This window comes from Mesorhizobium sp. M1399 (assembly GCF_040317735.1).
Classification (GTDB): Bacteria; Pseudomonadota; Alphaproteobacteria; order Rhizobiales; family Rhizobiaceae; genus Mesorhizobium.
On record NZ_JAMYKZ010000003.1, the window covers coordinates 1 to 15,733 of the forward strand.

At 62.6% G+C, this 15,733-nt stretch carries 12 protein-coding genes and 1 pseudogene; 9 read left to right on the top strand and 4 right to left on the bottom strand.

Translation table 11 applies throughout. From position 1 onward, the window contains the following. From NKH05_RS04875 to NKH05_RS04905, 7 genes and pseudogenes are all read left to right on the top strand, one after another. Positions 1 to 192 (top strand): annotated as a pseudogene (locus NKH05_RS04875) (protein-L-isoaspartate O-methyltransferase); the annotation flags it as partial. 186 nt (positions 193 to 378) lie between these two features. Further along, positions 379 to 1,770: a TolC family outer membrane protein gene (locus NKH05_RS04880; protein ID WP_023720047.1), complete on the top strand. Its 1,392-nt coding sequence runs from the start codon at positions 379 to 381 to the stop codon at positions 1,768 to 1,770. Between the two features lie 198 nt (positions 1,771 to 1,968). Further along, positions 1,969 to 2,832, top strand: coding sequence for a DUF2497 domain-containing protein (locus tag NKH05_RS04885; protein WP_352495394.1), 864 nt, complete (start codon positions 1,969 to 1,971; stop codon positions 2,830 to 2,832). Positions 2,833 to 3,369: 537 nt separating this feature from the next. Further along, entirely contained in the window at positions 3,370 to 6,153 is a 2,784-nt protein-coding gene (locus NKH05_RS04890) for a valine--tRNA ligase (RefSeq protein ID WP_352857558.1), read from the top strand. Between the two features lie 402 nt (positions 6,154 to 6,555). Continuing rightward, positions 6,556 to 7,776 carry an OmpP1/FadL family transporter gene (locus tag NKH05_RS04895; RefSeq protein ID WP_352482115.1) on the top strand — a complete coding sequence of 407 codons (1,221 nt, stop codon included), beginning with the start codon at positions 6,556 to 6,558 and terminating at the stop codon, positions 7,774 to 7,776. Positions 7,777 to 8,053: 277 nt separating this feature from the next. Beyond that, positions 8,054 to 9,778 carry a dihydroxy-acid dehydratase gene (gene ilvD / locus NKH05_RS04900; RefSeq protein WP_352495392.1) on the top strand — a complete coding sequence of 575 codons (1,725 nt, stop codon included), beginning with the start codon at positions 8,054 to 8,056 and terminating at the stop codon, positions 9,776 to 9,778. Continuing rightward, entirely contained in the window at positions 9,765 to 10,601 is an 837-nt protein-coding gene (locus NKH05_RS04905; protein ID WP_023678939.1) for a tetratricopeptide repeat protein, read from the top strand. Before ilvD ends, NKH05_RS04905 begins: the two co-directional genes overlap by 14 nt. A 24-nt stretch (positions 10,602 to 10,625) precedes the next feature. Here the strand turns inward: NKH05_RS04905 and NKH05_RS04910 are convergent, their stop codons facing one another. The 4 genes from NKH05_RS04910 to erpA all read right to left on the bottom strand — a co-directional run bounded on the left by NKH05_RS04910 (position 10,626) and on the right by erpA (position 12,582). Continuing rightward, the gene (locus NKH05_RS04910) at positions 10,626 to 10,940 is read right to left on the bottom strand and encodes a hypothetical protein (protein ID WP_023720051.1); all 315 of its coding nucleotides are present in this window, start codon (positions 10,938 to 10,940) and stop codon (positions 10,626 to 10,628) included. A gap of 77 nt (positions 10,941 to 11,017) precedes the next feature. After that, complete coding sequence (gene xth / locus NKH05_RS04915) at positions 11,018 to 11,812, bottom strand: exodeoxyribonuclease III (protein WP_023720052.1); 795 nt, start codon at positions 11,810 to 11,812, stop codon at positions 11,018 to 11,020. Positions 11,813 to 11,842: 30 nt separating this feature from the next. Further along, on the bottom strand, positions 11,843 to 12,232 hold the full coding sequence (locus NKH05_RS04920; protein ID WP_352495391.1) for a VOC family protein: 390 nt from the start codon (positions 12,230 to 12,232) through the stop codon (positions 11,843 to 11,845). 2 nt (positions 12,233 to 12,234) lie between these two features. Then, positions 12,235 to 12,582: an iron-sulfur cluster insertion protein ErpA gene (erpA, locus tag NKH05_RS04925; protein ID WP_352467016.1), complete on the bottom strand. Its 348-nt coding sequence runs from the start codon at positions 12,580 to 12,582 to the stop codon at positions 12,235 to 12,237. 73 nt (positions 12,583 to 12,655) lie between these two features. Between erpA and NKH05_RS04930 the strand changes: the two genes are divergently transcribed. Next, the gene (locus NKH05_RS04930; RefSeq protein ID WP_352495390.1) at positions 12,656 to 13,870 is read left to right on the top strand and encodes a deoxyguanosinetriphosphate triphosphohydrolase; all 1,215 of its coding nucleotides are present in this window, start codon (positions 12,656 to 12,658) and stop codon (positions 13,868 to 13,870) included. 61 nt (positions 13,871 to 13,931) lie between these two features. Then, positions 13,932 to 15,689: an arginine--tRNA ligase gene (gene argS / locus NKH05_RS04935; RefSeq protein WP_352857556.1), complete on the top strand. Its 1,758-nt coding sequence runs from the start codon at positions 13,932 to 13,934 to the stop codon at positions 15,687 to 15,689. The last annotated feature ends 44 nt before the right edge of the window (positions 15,690 to 15,733 follow it).

The following is a 15,733-nucleotide window of genomic DNA, read 5'->3' on the forward strand; positions in this document are numbered from 1 at the left end:
GGGGAGGTGCCGGCGGCGCTGTTCGACCAGCTTGCCGAAGGCGGCCGACTCGTCGCCGTGGAGGGGCAGGGCAATTCGGGCGTAGCCCGGCTTTTTTTTAAGACTGGAGGGGTTGTAACGGGAAGACGCGCATTTAATGCGGCAATTAAGCCACTACCTGGATTTGAACGCATTCCCGCCTTCGAATTCTGAGTGATTTTGCCTTGCAGCGAAGGCGTTGTCATGATCGCTTGCGTTTGAACAATCGTTGCTGATCTGCATAACCGGGTGTTTCTTGGGGGCTTTCAGCGGGGGAACGATAAAAAACGCGGCGCCGGCTGATCAGAGGAGAAGCCAGCGTGGCGCAGTTCCCGTGCAAAACGAATGAGGGAATATAACGTGCCGTCTGTACGCAAGTTGCTTTTTACCGCTGTCCTCGTTTCGGCGACCGCGCTTTCTCCAATGGTCGCCTCGGCCGAAACGATCATCGGGGCCCTTTCAAAGGCCTACCAAAACAATTCCTCGCTCAATTCGACACGCGCCGGCGTCCGCGTCACCGACGAGGGCGTTGCAATCGCCAAGTCCGGCTGGCGCCCGACCATCACCGGTTCCGCGGACATCGACTACACCAGCACCCACGTCAATGGTACCAGTCGAACCGCACGCATAACTACCGGCAACTTTGGCGTCCAGATCAATCAAACCCTGTTCGACGGCTTTCAGACCAGGAACAATGTCGCGGCCGCTGAAGCGCGGGTCAGCGCCTCGGTCGAGAGCCTGCGCAACACCGAAGAAAACACCCTGTTCAACGCGGCAAGTGCCTATATGGACGTCATCCGCGACCGCCAGATCGCGGTGCTGACCGAACAGAATCTGCAATTCCTGACCGAGCAGGCGCGTGCGGCGCGTTCGCGCTTCGAGGTCGGCGAAGGCACGCGCACCGACGTCGCGCAAGCCGATGCTTCGCGCGCCTCCGCGGTGGCGCAGTTGAGCGCCGCCCGCGCGACAGCGCTGGCAAGTGCTGCGACCTATCGCCAGATCGTCGGCGACGAGCCGGGCAGGCTCAGGCCGGCTTCGCCGCTGTCAAAGCTGTTGCCGTCGAGTCTCGATGCAGCGATTGCGATCGCATCGGCCGAACATCCGGCCATCCTCGCCACCGAGCATCTGGTCGACGCGGCGGCGTTTTCGGTTAAATCGGCCGAAGGCGCGCTGCTGCCGCAGCTTTCGGCTAGCGCCGGCGTTTCCGGCGACTATCGCAACACGGTTCCGGGCGTCCTTGGGGCATCGCAGGATGGTACAAGGACGTCGGCGAACATCGGCGCGACACTGACCGTGCCGATCTATTCCGGCGGACGGACCTCGGCGACCGTGCGCCAGAACAAGGAATCGCTCAGCCAGGCGCGGATCGAAGTCGACGTGAGTCGCGACCAGGTGCGCCAGGCCGTGACATCGGCATGGACGCAATATACCGCCGCGCAGCAAAGCGTCACGGCCAACCGGCAGGTGGTCGCCGCCGCGCAGCTTGCCTTGAACGGCGTCATCGAGGAGCGCAATGTCGGCCAGCGTACCACGCTCGACGTTCTCAATGCGCAGGCGACCGTCATCACTGCCAAGATCAATCTTGCCAGTGCCGAACGCGACGTGGTGGTGGCAAGCTATGCCATCCTCTCTGCGGTTGGCCATTTGTCGGCAGACCGCCTTGCGCTCAATGTGACGAAGTACAGGCCGGAAGAGCATTACAACGCCGTCAAAGACAAGTGGATCGGCCTGCGCACGCCGGACGGCCGCTGATCGCCAGGCCGTGGTTTCAGCCCGCGCTCGAACGACGCGCGGGCTTCCACTCCCGACCCTAATCTGTTGAAATCCGAGATGTCGCCAGATTGGGGATTCTCGCAGGGCGTTCCGTCGGTTACGCTGTCGCCATGATTCGAATCCGGCATTGCCGGACAGGAAATCTGAGAACGAGTCACAAGGGCGGCGGATGTGACGATGGCGACGGCAAGCAGCGTACAGCGCGAACCTTCCATGGAAGAGATACTGGCTTCCATCAGAAGGATCATCGAGGACAGCGATACCGGCCGCAAGCAGCCGGGCGACGCGGACGAGCTGCGCCAGGATCTGCAACCGGCGCCGGCAGCCGGACGGGCAGCGGAGGGCGATGCGTTCCGTTCCGAACTGCGCGGCGGACTGGAGATCGCCAAGCCGGCCACGCGGGCCGAGGTGCAGCCATCATCCGCGCCCGTCAATGCGTATACGGAAGTGCGTCCCGGCCCGGCAAAAGCGCCGGTCACTCTGGCTGAGGTGAACACCGCTCCCGAACCGCCCGCAAAGCCGGATCGGCCTGCGACGGCCAAGGCTGCCGAGACGACGGACACCATCATTGCCGATTGGCGGCGCGAGATCGCAGCGGTCGGCGACGCGATGGCCAAGCCGGACCGGGCCGAGCCACCCCGGACGCCGGACGCCGGGCCAAAAGCCGAGGTTTTCGAAGACGAGGCGACTGCTGGACCTGCGCCGGAGCCTTCTGAAAATGGGCCGCAGTCTTCGGAAAGCGGCCTGGAACCTTCGAAAATCGGCCCGGGACCTTCGAAAATGGGATTGGCGAGTTCGGCGGCCAGCGAGGCGCCGTACTCTCGGCCGGCGATCCTTTCGGAACATACGGGGCGGCAGGTTGCCGCCGCCTTCGGCGAGCTTTCAGACGCATTTGCCAGCCGCAGCAAGAAGACCTTCGACGAGATGGCCGAGGAGATGCTGCGGCCGATGCTGCAGGACTGGCTAGACAACAACCTGCCGACGCTGGTCGAGCGGCTGGTGCGCGAGGAAATCGAGCGCGTCGCGCGCGGCGCGCAGTAAGTTCAGAAACCAGGACCAAAGGCTGTCTCCAGGCGGCGTCTTTATTGAGTTTGGACGCCACCCCTCCGGTGTCGAAATCGCCGCTGCCCCTCATCCGCCCTGCCGACAGGCGCCATCGGCGAAGCATCCAATCTTCCCCGTTGCGGGGGAGATGCCCGGCAGGGCAGAGGGGGGTGCTGTCCCTCCGGCCTCTCAACGATCGCAGCTACGCCTGCAGGCAATTGAATTTCCGAGATTGGGGAAGACAGACGTCGAAGGTGGCGATCCTTCCCACCCCCCTCTGTCCTGCCGGACATCTCCCCCGCAAGAAGGGAGATCGGATGACGCTTTGGCTTTCGCCAACCACCAATGCTGCAAGGCAGGGCAATGAGGGGCAGTGCAACCTGAAGCGATTTGCCTTGCAACGATCACTTCCGCGAGTTGCACCTAACCATCCCAGCGCTATCTATTTGGCCATGCCGCCCTTGCGGTTGACTTGGCAACAACCTTCCGATTTACACCGGACCACAAATTCCGGACAGCGCGGACCGTTTTCCCATGCTCGAAAAGACCTACGACGCCAAAGCCGTCGAGCCGAAGATTGCCAGGATATGGGAAGAGGCCGACGCGTTTCGGGCCGGTGCCGGCGCCGAGGAGGGGGCTGAAGCCTTCACCATCGTCATCCCGCCGCCGAACGTCACCGGCTCGCTGCATATGGGCCATGCGCTCAACAACACGCTGCAGGACATTCTGGTGCGCTTCGAGCGCATGCGCGGCAAGAACGTCTTGTGGCAGCCGGGCATGGATCATGCCGGCATCGCCACGCAGATGGTGGTCGAGCGCCAGCTGATGGAAAAGCAGATCCATCGCCGCGACCTGACGCGCGATGAGTTCATCGACAAGGTGTGGGAGTGGAAGGCCGAGTCCGGTGGCGCCATCCTCAACCAGCTGAAGCGGCTCGGGGCCTCGGCCGACTGGAGCCGCGAGCGCTTCACCATGGACGAGGGCCTGTCGAAGGCAGTGCTCGAAGTGTTCGTGACGCTCTACAAGGAAGGGCTGATCTACAAGGACAAGCGCCTTGTGAACTGGGACCCGAAGCTGTTGACCGCCATCTCGGATCTCGAGGTCGAGCAGCAGGAGGTCAACGGCAACCTCTGGCACTTCCGCTATCCGATCGAAGGCATGACCTTCGATCCGGAAAATCCGAAGACCTTCATCACCGTTGCGACGACCCGCCCCGAGACGATGCTGGGCGATACGGCTGTCGCAGTCCACCCCGACGACGAGCGTTTCCGGCATCTCGTCGGCAAGAACCTCATCCTGCCGATCGTCGGCCGCAAGATCCCGGTGGTGGCGGACGAGTATTCCGATCCCGAAAAAGGCAGCGGTGCGGTCAAGATCACACCGGCGCATGACTTCAACGATTTCGAGGTCGGCAAGCGCCACCGGCTGCCGGCGGTCAACATCCTCACCGTCAATGCGGCGGTGAGCCTCAAGGACAATGAGGACTTTCTGGCCGGACTGGAAGTGACGCCGGAGCGCCAGGCCGTCTGGGACGGCCTCGATGGCCTGGACCGTTTCGATGCGCGCAAGAAGATCGTCGAGCTGATGGAGGCGGGCGGCTTTCTCGAAAAGGTCGAGCCGCATCGCCATGCGGTGCCGCACGGCGACCGCGGCGGCGTGCCGATCGAGCCGTTTCTGACCGACCAGTGGTATGTCAATGCGGCGGAACTGGCCAAGCCGGCGATCGCCTCGGTGCGCGAGGGCCGCACCAATTTCGTGCCCAAAAACTGGGAAAAGACCTATTTCGACTGGATGGAGAACATCCAGCCCTGGTGCATTTCGCGCCAGCTCTGGTGGGGCCACCAGATCCCTGCCTGGTACGGGCCGGACGGGCATGTCTTTGTCGAAAAGACCGAGGAAGAAGCGCTCGGTGCCGCCGTCGAATATTATCTGGCGCTGGAAGGGCCGTGGAAGGCCTGGGTCGAGGACAAACTCGAGAATTTCCAGCCTGGCGAGATCCTGACCCGCGACGAGGACGTGCTCGACACATGGTTCTCGTCGGCGCTGTGGCCGTTCTCGACGCTCGGCTGGCCGGACCAGACGCCGGAGCTGGAGACCTATTACCCGACCGACGTGCTGGTCACCGGTTTCGACATCATCTTCTTCTGGGTCGCCCGCATGATGATGATGGGCCTGCATTTCATGGACCAGGAGCCGTTTCATACCGTTTATGTGCATGCGCTGGTTCGCGACAAGAATGGACAGAAGATGTCGAAGTCGAAAGGCAACGTCATCGATCCGCTCGACCTCATCGACGAATATGGCGCCGATGCGCTGCGCTTCACCTTGACGGTGATGGCAGCGCAAGGGCGCGACGTTAAGCTCGATCCGGCCCGCATTGCCGGCTATCGCAATTTCGGCACCAAGCTGTGGAACGCGACGCGCTTCGCCGAGATGAACGAAGTGGCGCGCGACGACGATTTCTGGCTGCAGGACGCCAAGCTGGCGGTCAACCGCTGGATCCTGACGGAGCTGACGCGAGCCGCGCGCGACATAACCGACGGCATCACCTCGTACCGCTTCAACGAGGCGGCGGGTGCTGCCTACCGGTTCGTCTGGAACCAGTTCTGCGACTGGTACCTGGAACTGCTGAAGCCGGTGTTCATGGGCACCGACGAGGCCGCCAAGGCCGAGAGCAGGGCATGCGTCGCCTTCGTGCTGGACGAGATCTACAAGCTGCTGCATCCGATGATGCCGTTCATGACCGAGGAACTGTGGGCCGAAACCGCCGGCGAAGGCAGGCAACGGCCGTCGCTGCTTTGTCATGCGGCTTGGCCGTCGCCCGACTTCGAGGACGAGGAGGCCGCCGCCGATATCAACTGGCTGGTCGATCTCGTCTCCGGCATCCGCTCGGTGCGTTCGGAAATGAACGTGCCGCCGGCAGCGATCGCGCCCCTGATGGTGATCGGTGCCAATGAAACGACCCACCAAAGGCTTGAGCGCCAGGCATCGGCCATCAAGCGGCTGGCGCGGGTCGGCGACATCTCGCTGGTCGATGCGGCGCCCAAGGGCTCCGCCCAGATCGTCGTCAACGAGGCGACCATCTGCCTGCCGCTCGGCAGCCTGATCGACGTTACAGCCGAGGCAGCGCGCCTGCAGAAGGAACTTGCCAAGGTGACCGAGGAAATTGCGCGGCTTTACAAGAAGCTGTCCAACGAGAAATTCGTCGCCAACGCACCGGACGAGGTGGTGGAGGCCGAGCGCGAAAAACTCGCCGAATATCGCGAGGCGCAAGAGAAGCTTTCGGTGGCATTGACGCGGGTGCGCGATGCCGGCTGATCGAACAAATTGGGCCGGCTGATAGAGCAAATTGGGCCGGCTGATCGAGCAGATTCGCCGGGTCACGAATCTGCTTTCCAGATGGGCTTCCTGCCACGAAAACAGGCATTCCGCAGCGTAAATCTTGAGGCAAACTGAATGTTTTTGCCCCATTGTTGCCATAATGTAACAATGGGTGGCTGCGCACGCGAAATGCCCAGTTTTGTCGTGATTTAGGCGATTTTCCCGATTTTTCTCATTGATTTGTACCGAGCCAGCCATTTTCCCGCCTTGTCGAGAAGGCCGACACCTTGTCGGAAATGCGTTCGGCCAGGGTGTACATGTACGCACGGCGAATTCGTTGTTGCGCCATTAACCTGAATTGGTTCTAGCTTGATGGAATGACATTCGGGGAGGAGATTCATGTGTTATTCGCGTCTGAAAGCGCTGCTGGGCGCAGCGGCCTTTTCGCTGGCTTTGGTCGGGACGGCGCACTCCGGAGGCTTTGACCGGGGCGGCGTCAACATCGACCAGCTGTTCGACGCGGCGCCATATTCGTTCGATGCAGGCGTCACCTATGTTTCGCCCCAACGCACGCTCAAAAATGTGCAGCGTCTGGACGGCTCGGGGCTGTCGACGTCGGCGGTGGATGTTGGTGGCGACTATGCGGTGCCGCATGTCGGCATCAAGGCCAACATCTTTGAGCCCGTAGACTGTCTTGCCACCTATACCAGACCGTATGGTGCGGACGCAAATTTCGGCATGAACAACGCCTATTCGCCGACAGCGGTCAAATACTCCGTCGACACAGACGATTTCGGTCTCACCTGCTCTTACAAGGTGAACGTCGGCAAGGGCGCCATACGATTCATTGGCGGTGTCTCCTACCAGCAGGTCGACGCGTTTCTGTCCCGCCAGACACTGCTCGCCTTCGGCAATACCGGCCTCGGCGTCTTCAAGCTGTCCGACGAGGCATGGGGTTGGCGTGCGGGCGCAGCCTATGAGATCCCCGAGATCGCTCTGCGCGCCAGCCTGATGTACTCTTCCAGCTATAAATATGACGGGCTGTCGGGAACGGTCGACACGACCGGCTTCAGGGGCGCCTTTCCAGCGGATCTGGTTCCTGGCTCTACCGGCGTGTACCCAGTCTCGGCGTCGGCCGAGATACCTCAGGCTCTGGAATTCAAGCTGCAGAGCGGTATAGCTCCTGGCTGGCTGGCCTTTGGTTCCATCCGCTGGCAGGAGTGGAGCAAGCTTGGCGTCATTGCCATCAATGGCGTGCGCAGTCCGGTAACCGGTGCTCCCTCGCCCGTTTCATTCGACCTGCTTTATCGCGACGGCTGGACGATCACGGGCGGTATCGGTCACAAGTTCACCGACCAATTGTCGGGCGTGGTTTCGCTGACCTGGGATCGCGGCACCTCGACGACCTCCGGCTATCAGTCGGATACCTGGGCCGTGGCCAGCGGCGTCTCCTATTCGCCGAACGACCAGGTCGAGGTCAGGCTCGGCGGCTCGATCGGTGTGCTGACGAGCGGGTCATCGACTTTCAGCGGTGTCGGCGACGTGGCAAATGCCGTCACCTATACCTACGGCAACGACCTGCTTCTCGCCGGTTCGGCTTCCGTCAAGATCAAGTTCTAACTACAAATTTTTAAACGACAAAACGGCCGGGCACTGCCCGGTCGTTTCGTCGGTGCGTCATCCGTCATTCGGCCAGCGCAACAATTGCCCCCATGATGTTCGCTCCGATAATTGTGACGTTTCGGCAACAGTTTCTGAACAACCCTCGCGCCACCCGGCCGCCTGGGAACATTGCCCATTTCCCGCCATAAACCCGGCGCACCTCGAACTTGTCTCGGGACACGCGCCAAAAGGCTAGGCGAAGAGACAGGCCGCACCGCCCGCGGCAAGGACGAGTATGGACGCCAGAGCGATCTCCAAGGCCAAGCTGCCAAGCCGTCACGTGACCGTTGGTCCCGAGCGGGCGCCGCATCGCTCCTACCTCTATGCGATGGGGCTGTCGGCGGCCGAGATCGCGCAGCCGCTGGTTGGTGTCGCCAGCTGCTGGAACGAGGCCGCACCTTGCAACATCTCACTGATGCGCCAGGCGCAAGTGGTCAAGAAGGGCGTGGCGGCCGCCAAAGGCACGCCGCGCGAATTCTGCACCATCACCGTCACCGACGGCATCGCCATGGGCCACCAGGGCATGAAGTCGTCGCTGGTGTCACGCGAGGTCATCGCCGATTCAGTCGAGCTTACCATGCGCGGCCATTGCTACGATGCGCTGGTCGGCCTGGCCGGTTGCGACAAGTCGCTGCCCGGCATGATGATGGCTATGGTGCGCCTCAACGTGCCGTCGATCTTCATCTATGGCGGCTCGATCCTGCCCGGCAGCTACCGTGGCCGGCAGATCACCGTGCAGGACGTATTCGAGGCGGTCGGCCAGCATTCGGTCGGCACCATCGGCGACGCCGAACTGCTAGAAATCGAGCAAGCCGCGTGTCCGTCGGCCGGCTCCTGCGGCGCCCAGTTCACCGCCAACACCATGGCCACCGTCGCTGAGGCGATCGGCCTGGCGCTGCCCTATTCCTGCGGCGCGCCGGCACCCTACGAGATGCGCGACCGCTTCAATTTCGCTTCCGGCGAAAAGATCATGGAGTTGATCGCAAGGAACATCCGCCCTCGCGGCATCGTTACTATGAAAGCGTTGGAAAATGCCGCGACCGTGGTCTCGGCCACCGGCGGCTCGACCAACGCGGCGCTGCATCTGCCGGCGATCGCGCACGAAGCCGGGATAAAGTTCGACCTTTTCGACGTGGCCAGGATATTCGAAAAGACACCCTACATCGCCGACCTCAAGCCGGGCGGCAAATACGTCGCCAAGGACATGTTCGAGGCCGGCGGCATTCCGCTCTTGATGAAGACGCTGCTCGACCATGGCTATCTTCATGGCGATTGCCTGACGGTGACCGGCCGCACTTTGGCCGAAAATATGGAACATGTTTCCTGGAATGACAGCCAGGATGTGGTCCGTCCCGCCAACAAGCCGATTACCCAGACCGGCGGGGTCGTGGGCTTGAAGGGTAACCTTGCCCCCGAAGGCGCGATCGTGAAGGTCGCAGGCATGGCGGAACTCAAATTCTCGGGTCCGGCGCGCTGCTTCGATTCGGAAGAGGAATGTTTCGAGGCGGTTACGCGCCGTAACTATAGCGAAGGCGAGGTTCTCGTCATCCGTTACGAGGGTCCGCGCGGCGGCCCGGGCATGCGCGAAATGCTGTCGACGACGGCGGCTCTCTACGGCCAGGGCATGGGCGGCAAGGTGGCGCTCATCACCGACGGGCGTTTTTCTGGCGCGACGCGCGGTTTCTGCATCGGCCATGTCGGGCCGGAAGCGGCCGTCGGTGGCCCGATCGGGCTTCTGAAAGACGGCGACTTGATCTCGATCGATGCGGTGAACGGCACGATCGAGGTTGCATTGTCCAAAGCCGAACTGGCGGCGAGGGCAAAAGCATGGAAGGCGCGCACGACCGACTATCAGTCGGGCGCGATCTGGAAATACGCACAGACGGTCGGATCTGCCCGCGACGGCGCGGTCACCCATCCGGGCGGTGCCAAAGAAACACACTGCTATGCGGACATCTGAGTTGTTGAGGTCGTCTGTCCTTTCGGCACTGGTTGCGCTCGCCACGTTTGGCGCGACCTTAGGCGCCGTCGGCCAGGCCATGGCCTTCGACGACAAGGTGTTCGACGACAAGACCGGCGTGAAGCCGCAGTCGAGCCCGTGGGCGGTGTTCCAGTTCGGCTTTTCCGCTTACAAGAACGGCCATAAGGAGCAGGCCGCGGAAGCCTACAAATATGCCGCCGAGAACGGCCAGATCGGCGCCACCTGGAAGCTTGCGCGCATGTATGCCGAAGGCGATGGCGTGGCGCGAGACGACTACGCGGCATTCAAGTTCTTCAGCGAGATCGTCGACCAGGACGTCGAGCCCGGTTCGCCCGAGGAAAGCTATGTTTCGGACGCGCTGGTGGCGCTTGGCGACTATCTGAGGAAAGGCATTCCCGGCAGCCCCGTCGAGGAGAACGAGGTGGCGGCCCAGGAATATTACATGCGTGCCGCCGCCAACTACCGCAATCCGAACGCCCAGTTCGAGATGGGCCAGATGTTCCTCAAGGGCGAGGGCGGCGTCAAGGCCAGCGTCAAGCAGGCCGGACGCTGGTTCCAGCTGGCGGCCGAAAAGGGCCATGCGGGCGCGCAGGCGACGCTCGGCAACCTGCTTTTCCAAAGCGGCAAGATCGTCCGCGGGCTGGCGATGATGACCGCGGCACTCGAACGAGCCTCACCCGCCGACCAGCCATGGATCCGCGGCATGCAGGAAGAAGCGTTTGCCGCCGCCGGCGAAGCCGACCGTCGCACCGCGATTTCGCTGGCCGACGACATCCTGACCAAGGGTGGCGGCGACCAGTAGGCCGGCGGGATTGGTCGATTTAAATCAGTTCTCGGTCGGTTTCGCCGGCACGCCGCCGGGCGCCGGTGTTGATATCGGCGTGCCTTGCAGATGCGGGGCCAGTGTGTTCTCCGGGCAGCCGTCCCGCTGCTTTGTCCAGGACGTGTTGTTGAGCACCATCTCGCAGCGGGCGAGGTGGCTTTGTCCGGCAAGTGTCAGGCAGGCCATTTGACCGATCTGGAACGATTTGCCATTGGCAAGGCATAGCGGAGCGGCAACGGCCGGCATCGCGCCAAAAGCGAGCGCCGCGGCACACGTGCAAAGTGCAAGTCGGATAGTCATGGGAACCCCAGCCACCATGATGATTTCTCATCAAGCGCGCGATTTGTGGCGATAAGAGGTCAACTTCTCAATGTGCCGCCGGACAGCAGCTCCGATCAGGCCGGCCGCAGCGCCAGATCGATCGCCACCGGCACATGGTCGGAGGGTTTTTCCCAGGCGCGCACCTGTTTTTCGATCGAAGCCGAGGAAAACCAATTGGCGGCTTCGGGCGACAGAAGCAGGTGGTCGATGCGGATGCCGTTGTTCTTCTGCCAGGCGCCGGCCTGATAGTCCCAGAACGTAAAGACGTCGGGGGCGTCGGTGACGGCACGCACGGCTTCGGTGAAGCCGAGATTCTTCAGCCGCCGGAACGCCTGCCGCGTTGCGGGCTGGAACAGCGCGTCGCTTAGCCAGTTTTCCGGATATTTCGCATCGGCCGGCTCAGGAATGACATTGTAGTCGCCGGCCAGGACCAGCGGCTCTTCCAGTGCAAGCCGCTCCTCGGCCCAGCGCTCCAGCCGCGTCATCCAGGAAAGCTTGTAGGAGAACTTCTTCTCGTCGTCGATTGGGTTGCCGTTCGGCAGATAGATAGAGGCAACCCGCAAGGCGCCCTTGTCGGTCGAGAACACGCCTTCGATGAAACGCGCCTGCTCGTCGGCATCGTCGCCCGGCAAGCCGCGATTGACCTCGTCGAAACGCAGCTTCGACAGGATGGCGACGCCGTTGAAGCCTTTTTGGCCGTAGGTCTCGACATTGTAGCCGAGCGCCTCGATCTCGGCGCGAGGAAATTGCTCGTCGACCGTCTTGATCTCCTGCAGGCAGGCGATGTCGGGCGCGCTTTCCGTCAGCCAATGGGTCAAATTGCCGATGCGGGCGCGGACGCCGTTGATGTTCCAGGTGACGATTTTCATGACGTCCTCGATAGGCTGGTGGTCCGGAGACTAGCGATCCGGCGGGTGACGTTCGACAAGGCCGATCGTATTGCCTGCCGGGTCCTTTAGGAAGGCCATCCACTCGCTTTCCCCCGCCTGGCCGAACAGGCCTTCGGTGTCGCGATGGACGAGCGCCGGCGGCGCGGTGAAGGGAACACCGGCGGCCCTTGCCGAAGCGTGGAACTCTTCGAGGTCCGATATGTCGAGATAGACGGTGCCGGCCGGCAGGCCGTCGGTGAAAAGCAGGCGCACGTCACCTGCCATGATGAAGGCGATGCCTGGAGGATCGAAACGCGCATGCAGACTCATGCCGAGCACCTCGCGCCAGAAGGCCAGCGTTGCGTCGAGGTCGCGTCCGGCGGAAAGCGCGATCTGACGGACCGCGCCGATGTCGGGCATTTCTAGATCGAGAAGCTGGTGCCGCAGCCGCAGGAGGCGACCGCATTGGGGTTCCTGATCTGGAACGACTGGCCCATCAGATCGTCGACAAAATCGATCACCGAGCCGCCCATATAGACCAGCGACAGGTCGTCGATCAGCACGGTTGCGCCGTCCTTCTCGATGGCGACGTCGTCATCATTGCGCCTATCGACCAGATCGAACTTGTAGGAGAAGCCGGAACAGCCGCCGCCCTCGACCGAGACGCGCAGGGCCGTCTTGCCGGCTTCGCTCGCCACGATCTTGGCGATCCGCTTGGCGGCGGCGTCGGTCATCTCGACTTTCATGGCGGTCTTGGCATCAGCGCCCATGGGCGTCACCTTGCTTTCGGTTTCGTATGATAGGTATGAAGCGCGACGGGGCAAGTCAACTGCGGCATACGCTATGACCAACGAGTTGGGCGACATCGGATTCGGCTATCGGCCGCGCGCGGCCTATGCCAGCGACCCGGCGAAGTCGCGCGGCCGGCTGTTCGACGAGGTGGAAAGCCCGACGCGCACGCCGTTCCAGCGCGACCGCGACCGCATCATCCATTCGACGGCGTTCCGCCGGCTGAAGCACAAGACGCAAGTGTTCGTCGCACACGAAGGCGACCATTACCGCACAAGGCTGACGCATTCGATCGAGGTGGCGCAAATTGCACGCGCTCTGGCGCGGGCACTGCGCGGCGACGAGGACCTGGCCGAGGCGGTGGCCCTGGTGCACGACTTCGGCCACACACCCTTCGGCCATACCGGCGAGGACGCGCTGAACGAGAAGATGGCCGCCTGGGGCGGCTTCGACCACAATGCGCAATCGCTGCGCGTGGTGACGCGGCTGGAGCGGCGCTATGCCGAGTTCGATGGGCTGAACCTCACCTGGGAAACGCTGGAGGGGCTGGTCAAGCACAATGGCCCACTGACCGATGCCAAGGGCAAAGGGCTGAAGGGGCCGGTGCCGCAGGCGATCCGCGACTATTCCGAACTGCACGACCTCGAGCTCGACCGCTTCGCCGGTATCGAGGCGCAGTGCGCGGCGATTGCCGACGACATCGCCTACAACACCCATGACATCGACGACGGGCTGAGGGCAGGGCTGCTGACGCTGGACATGCTGGAGGACCTCTCGCTGCCGGGGTCGATCCTCAAGGGGGTGCGTGAGCGCTATCCGGCGCTCGATGACGTACGCACCGGCCACGAGCTGATGCGCCGGCAGATCACTATCATGGTCGAGGACGTGATCGTCTCGACGACGGCCAATCTGGCGCGCATCAAGCCCGACAGCGCCGAGGCGGTAAGGGCGGCCGGCGAGACGATGGTGAGCTTCTCCGCCGAGACGGCCGTATCGGAAAAGGAGCTGAAGGCCTTTCTCTACAAGCATCTCTATCGGCACGCGGAGGTCATGCGGGTGCGCGCCGACGCCGACCAGATCGTCAGGGACCTGTTCGACGTCTATTTCGCCGATCCGCGCGCCATGCCGGATGGCTGGCGCGAAGGGCTCGATCGGGCGGAGGATCGCGTCAAGGCGCGCAGTGTTGCCGATTTCCTGGCTGGCATGACGGACACTTATGCACTCAAGGAACACAGGCGTTTGTTTGACCATACGCCGGATTTGAGCTAGGGCGGGCGCGATTTTGCCGGCCAACGAGCCGGATCCCTGCAAAACCGTCAGAGCCATAGCAATGAACATCTTCGCCGATTTCAACGCGCGAATCATAAAGGCCGTCGAAGCGCTTGATTTGAAAGACAAGGATGGCGTGCCGCCGGATCTGTCGCGCATCGCCGTCGAGCCGCCGCGCGATGCCAGCCATGGCGATCTCGCCACCAACGCTGCCATGGTGTTGGCCAAGCCGACCGGCCAGAACCCGCGCGCGCTGGCCGAAAGGCTGGCCGAGGCGCTGCGCGCCGACGAGGATATCGCGGCCGCCGAGATCGCCGGCCCGGGCTTCGTCAATCTCAAGCTCAAGGACGACTTCTGGCAGGCACATCTGACGGCGCTGCTCGGCGAGGGCCGCAATTACGGCCGCTCGACAGTCGGCGGCGGCAAGAAAACCAATGTCGAGTATGTCTCGGCCAACCCGACCGGGCCGATGCATGTCGGCCATTGCCGGGGTGCCGTGGTCGGCGACGCGCTCGCCAACCTGATGGCCTTCGCCGGTTACGACGTGACCAAGGAATATGTCATCAACGATGCCGGTTCGCAGATCGACGTGCTCGGACGCTCGGTCATCCTGCGCTACCGCGAGGCGCTTGGCGATGAGATCGGCGAGATTCCGGCCGGGCTTTATCCAGGCGACTATCTGATCCCCGTTGGTCAGGCGTTGGCCAGCGAATTCGGCCGCTCCCTACTGCAGATGCCGGACGAGGAGGCACTTGCCATCGTCAAGGACAGGACGATCGACGCGATGATGGCGATGATCCGCGAGGATCTGGCGCTGCTCAACGTGCATCACGACGTCTTCTTTTCCGAGCGGACGCTGCATGCCAACAATGCGAAGAAGATCCGCTCGGCGATCAGCGACCTGACGCTGAAGGGCCACATCTACAAGGGCAAGCTGCCGCCGCCCAAGGGCGAGAAGCCGGACGAGTGGGAGGACCGCGAGCAGACGCTGTTCCGCTCGACCGCGGTCGGCGACGACATGGACCGGGCGCTGGTCAAGTCGGACGGTACCTTCACCTATTTCGCTGCCGATGTCGCTTACCTCAAGGACAAGGTCAATCGCGGCTTCGTTGACCTGATCTATGTGCTTGGCGCCGATCATGGCGGCTATGTGAAACGGCTGGAAGCGCTTGCCCGGGCGATTGCCGGCGACGAGGTCAAGCTTACCGTGCTGCTTTGCCAGCTGGTGAGGCTGTTTCGCGCCGGTGAGCCGGTGCGCATGTCGAAGCGGTCGGGCGAGTTCGTGACCTTGCGTGAAGTGGTCGAGGAGGTCGGCCGCGACCCGATCCGCTTCATGATGCTCTACCGCAAGAACGACGCGCCGCTCGATTTCGACTTCGCCAAGGTGACCGAGCAGTCGAAGGACAATCCCGTGTTCTACGTGCAGTATGCCTCGGCGCGCTGCCATTCGGTGTTCCGGCAGGCAAGCGAGCAATTGGGCGAGGCCATGTTCGACCGCAACCAGCTGGCCGCCGAAGTGGCTTTGCTGACCGACGAGGGTGAGATCGGCCTGATCAGAAAGCTTGCCGAATATCCGCGGCTGATCGAAGCCGCGGCGCTCGCGCTTGAGCCCCACCGGCTGGCATTCTACCTCTACGAACTCGCTTCCAGCTTCCACGGACACTGGAACCGCGGCACCGATAATCCTGACTTACGTTTTGTTAAGGTTAACGACCGACAATTGACGCATGCCAGACTAGGGCTGGTGCAGGCTGTTTCGGACGTTTTGACGTCCGGCCTGACGCTGATCGGAGCCAATGCGCCCACCGAAATGCGTTAGGTTTGAGTAAAAAACCTGTCACCTTTTGCCCACATTGCGCTGGT

What these genes read in the sequence shown, in the direction of transcription:
- erpA (WP_352467016.1), bottom strand. Translation starts at nt 12,582, where the DNA reads ATGGGCGCTGATGCCAAGACCGCCATGAAAGTCGAGATGACCGACGCC.
- NKH05_RS04905 (WP_023678939.1), top strand. Translation starts at nt 9,765, where the DNA reads ATGCGGACATCTGAGTTGTTGAGGTCGTCTGTCCTTTCGGCACTGGTT.
- NKH05_RS04920 (WP_352495391.1), bottom strand. Translation starts at nt 12,232, where the DNA reads ATGCCCGACATCGGCGCGGTCCGTCAGATCGCGCTTTCCGCCGGACGC.
- argS (WP_352857556.1), top strand. Translation starts at nt 13,932, where the DNA reads ATGAACATCTTCGCCGATTTCAACGCGCGAATCATAAAGGCCGTCGAA.
- ilvD (WP_352495392.1), top strand. Translation starts at nt 8,054, where the DNA reads ATGGACGCCAGAGCGATCTCCAAGGCCAAGCTGCCAAGCCGTCACGTG.
- xth (WP_023720052.1), bottom strand. Translation starts at nt 11,812, where the DNA reads ATGAAAATCGTCACCTGGAACATCAACGGCGTCCGCGCCCGCATCGGC.
- NKH05_RS04895 (WP_352482115.1), top strand. Translation starts at nt 6,556, where the DNA reads ATGTGTTATTCGCGTCTGAAAGCGCTGCTGGGCGCAGCGGCCTTTTCG.
- NKH05_RS04930 (WP_352495390.1), top strand. Translation starts at nt 12,656, where the DNA reads ATGACCAACGAGTTGGGCGACATCGGATTCGGCTATCGGCCGCGCGCG.
- NKH05_RS04885 (WP_352495394.1), top strand. Translation starts at nt 1,969, where the DNA reads ATGGCGACGGCAAGCAGCGTACAGCGCGAACCTTCCATGGAAGAGATA.
- NKH05_RS04910 (WP_023720051.1), bottom strand. Translation starts at nt 10,940, where the DNA reads ATGGTGGCTGGGGTTCCCATGACTATCCGACTTGCACTTTGCACGTGT.
- NKH05_RS04890 (WP_352857558.1), top strand. Translation starts at nt 3,370, where the DNA reads ATGCTCGAAAAGACCTACGACGCCAAAGCCGTCGAGCCGAAGATTGCC.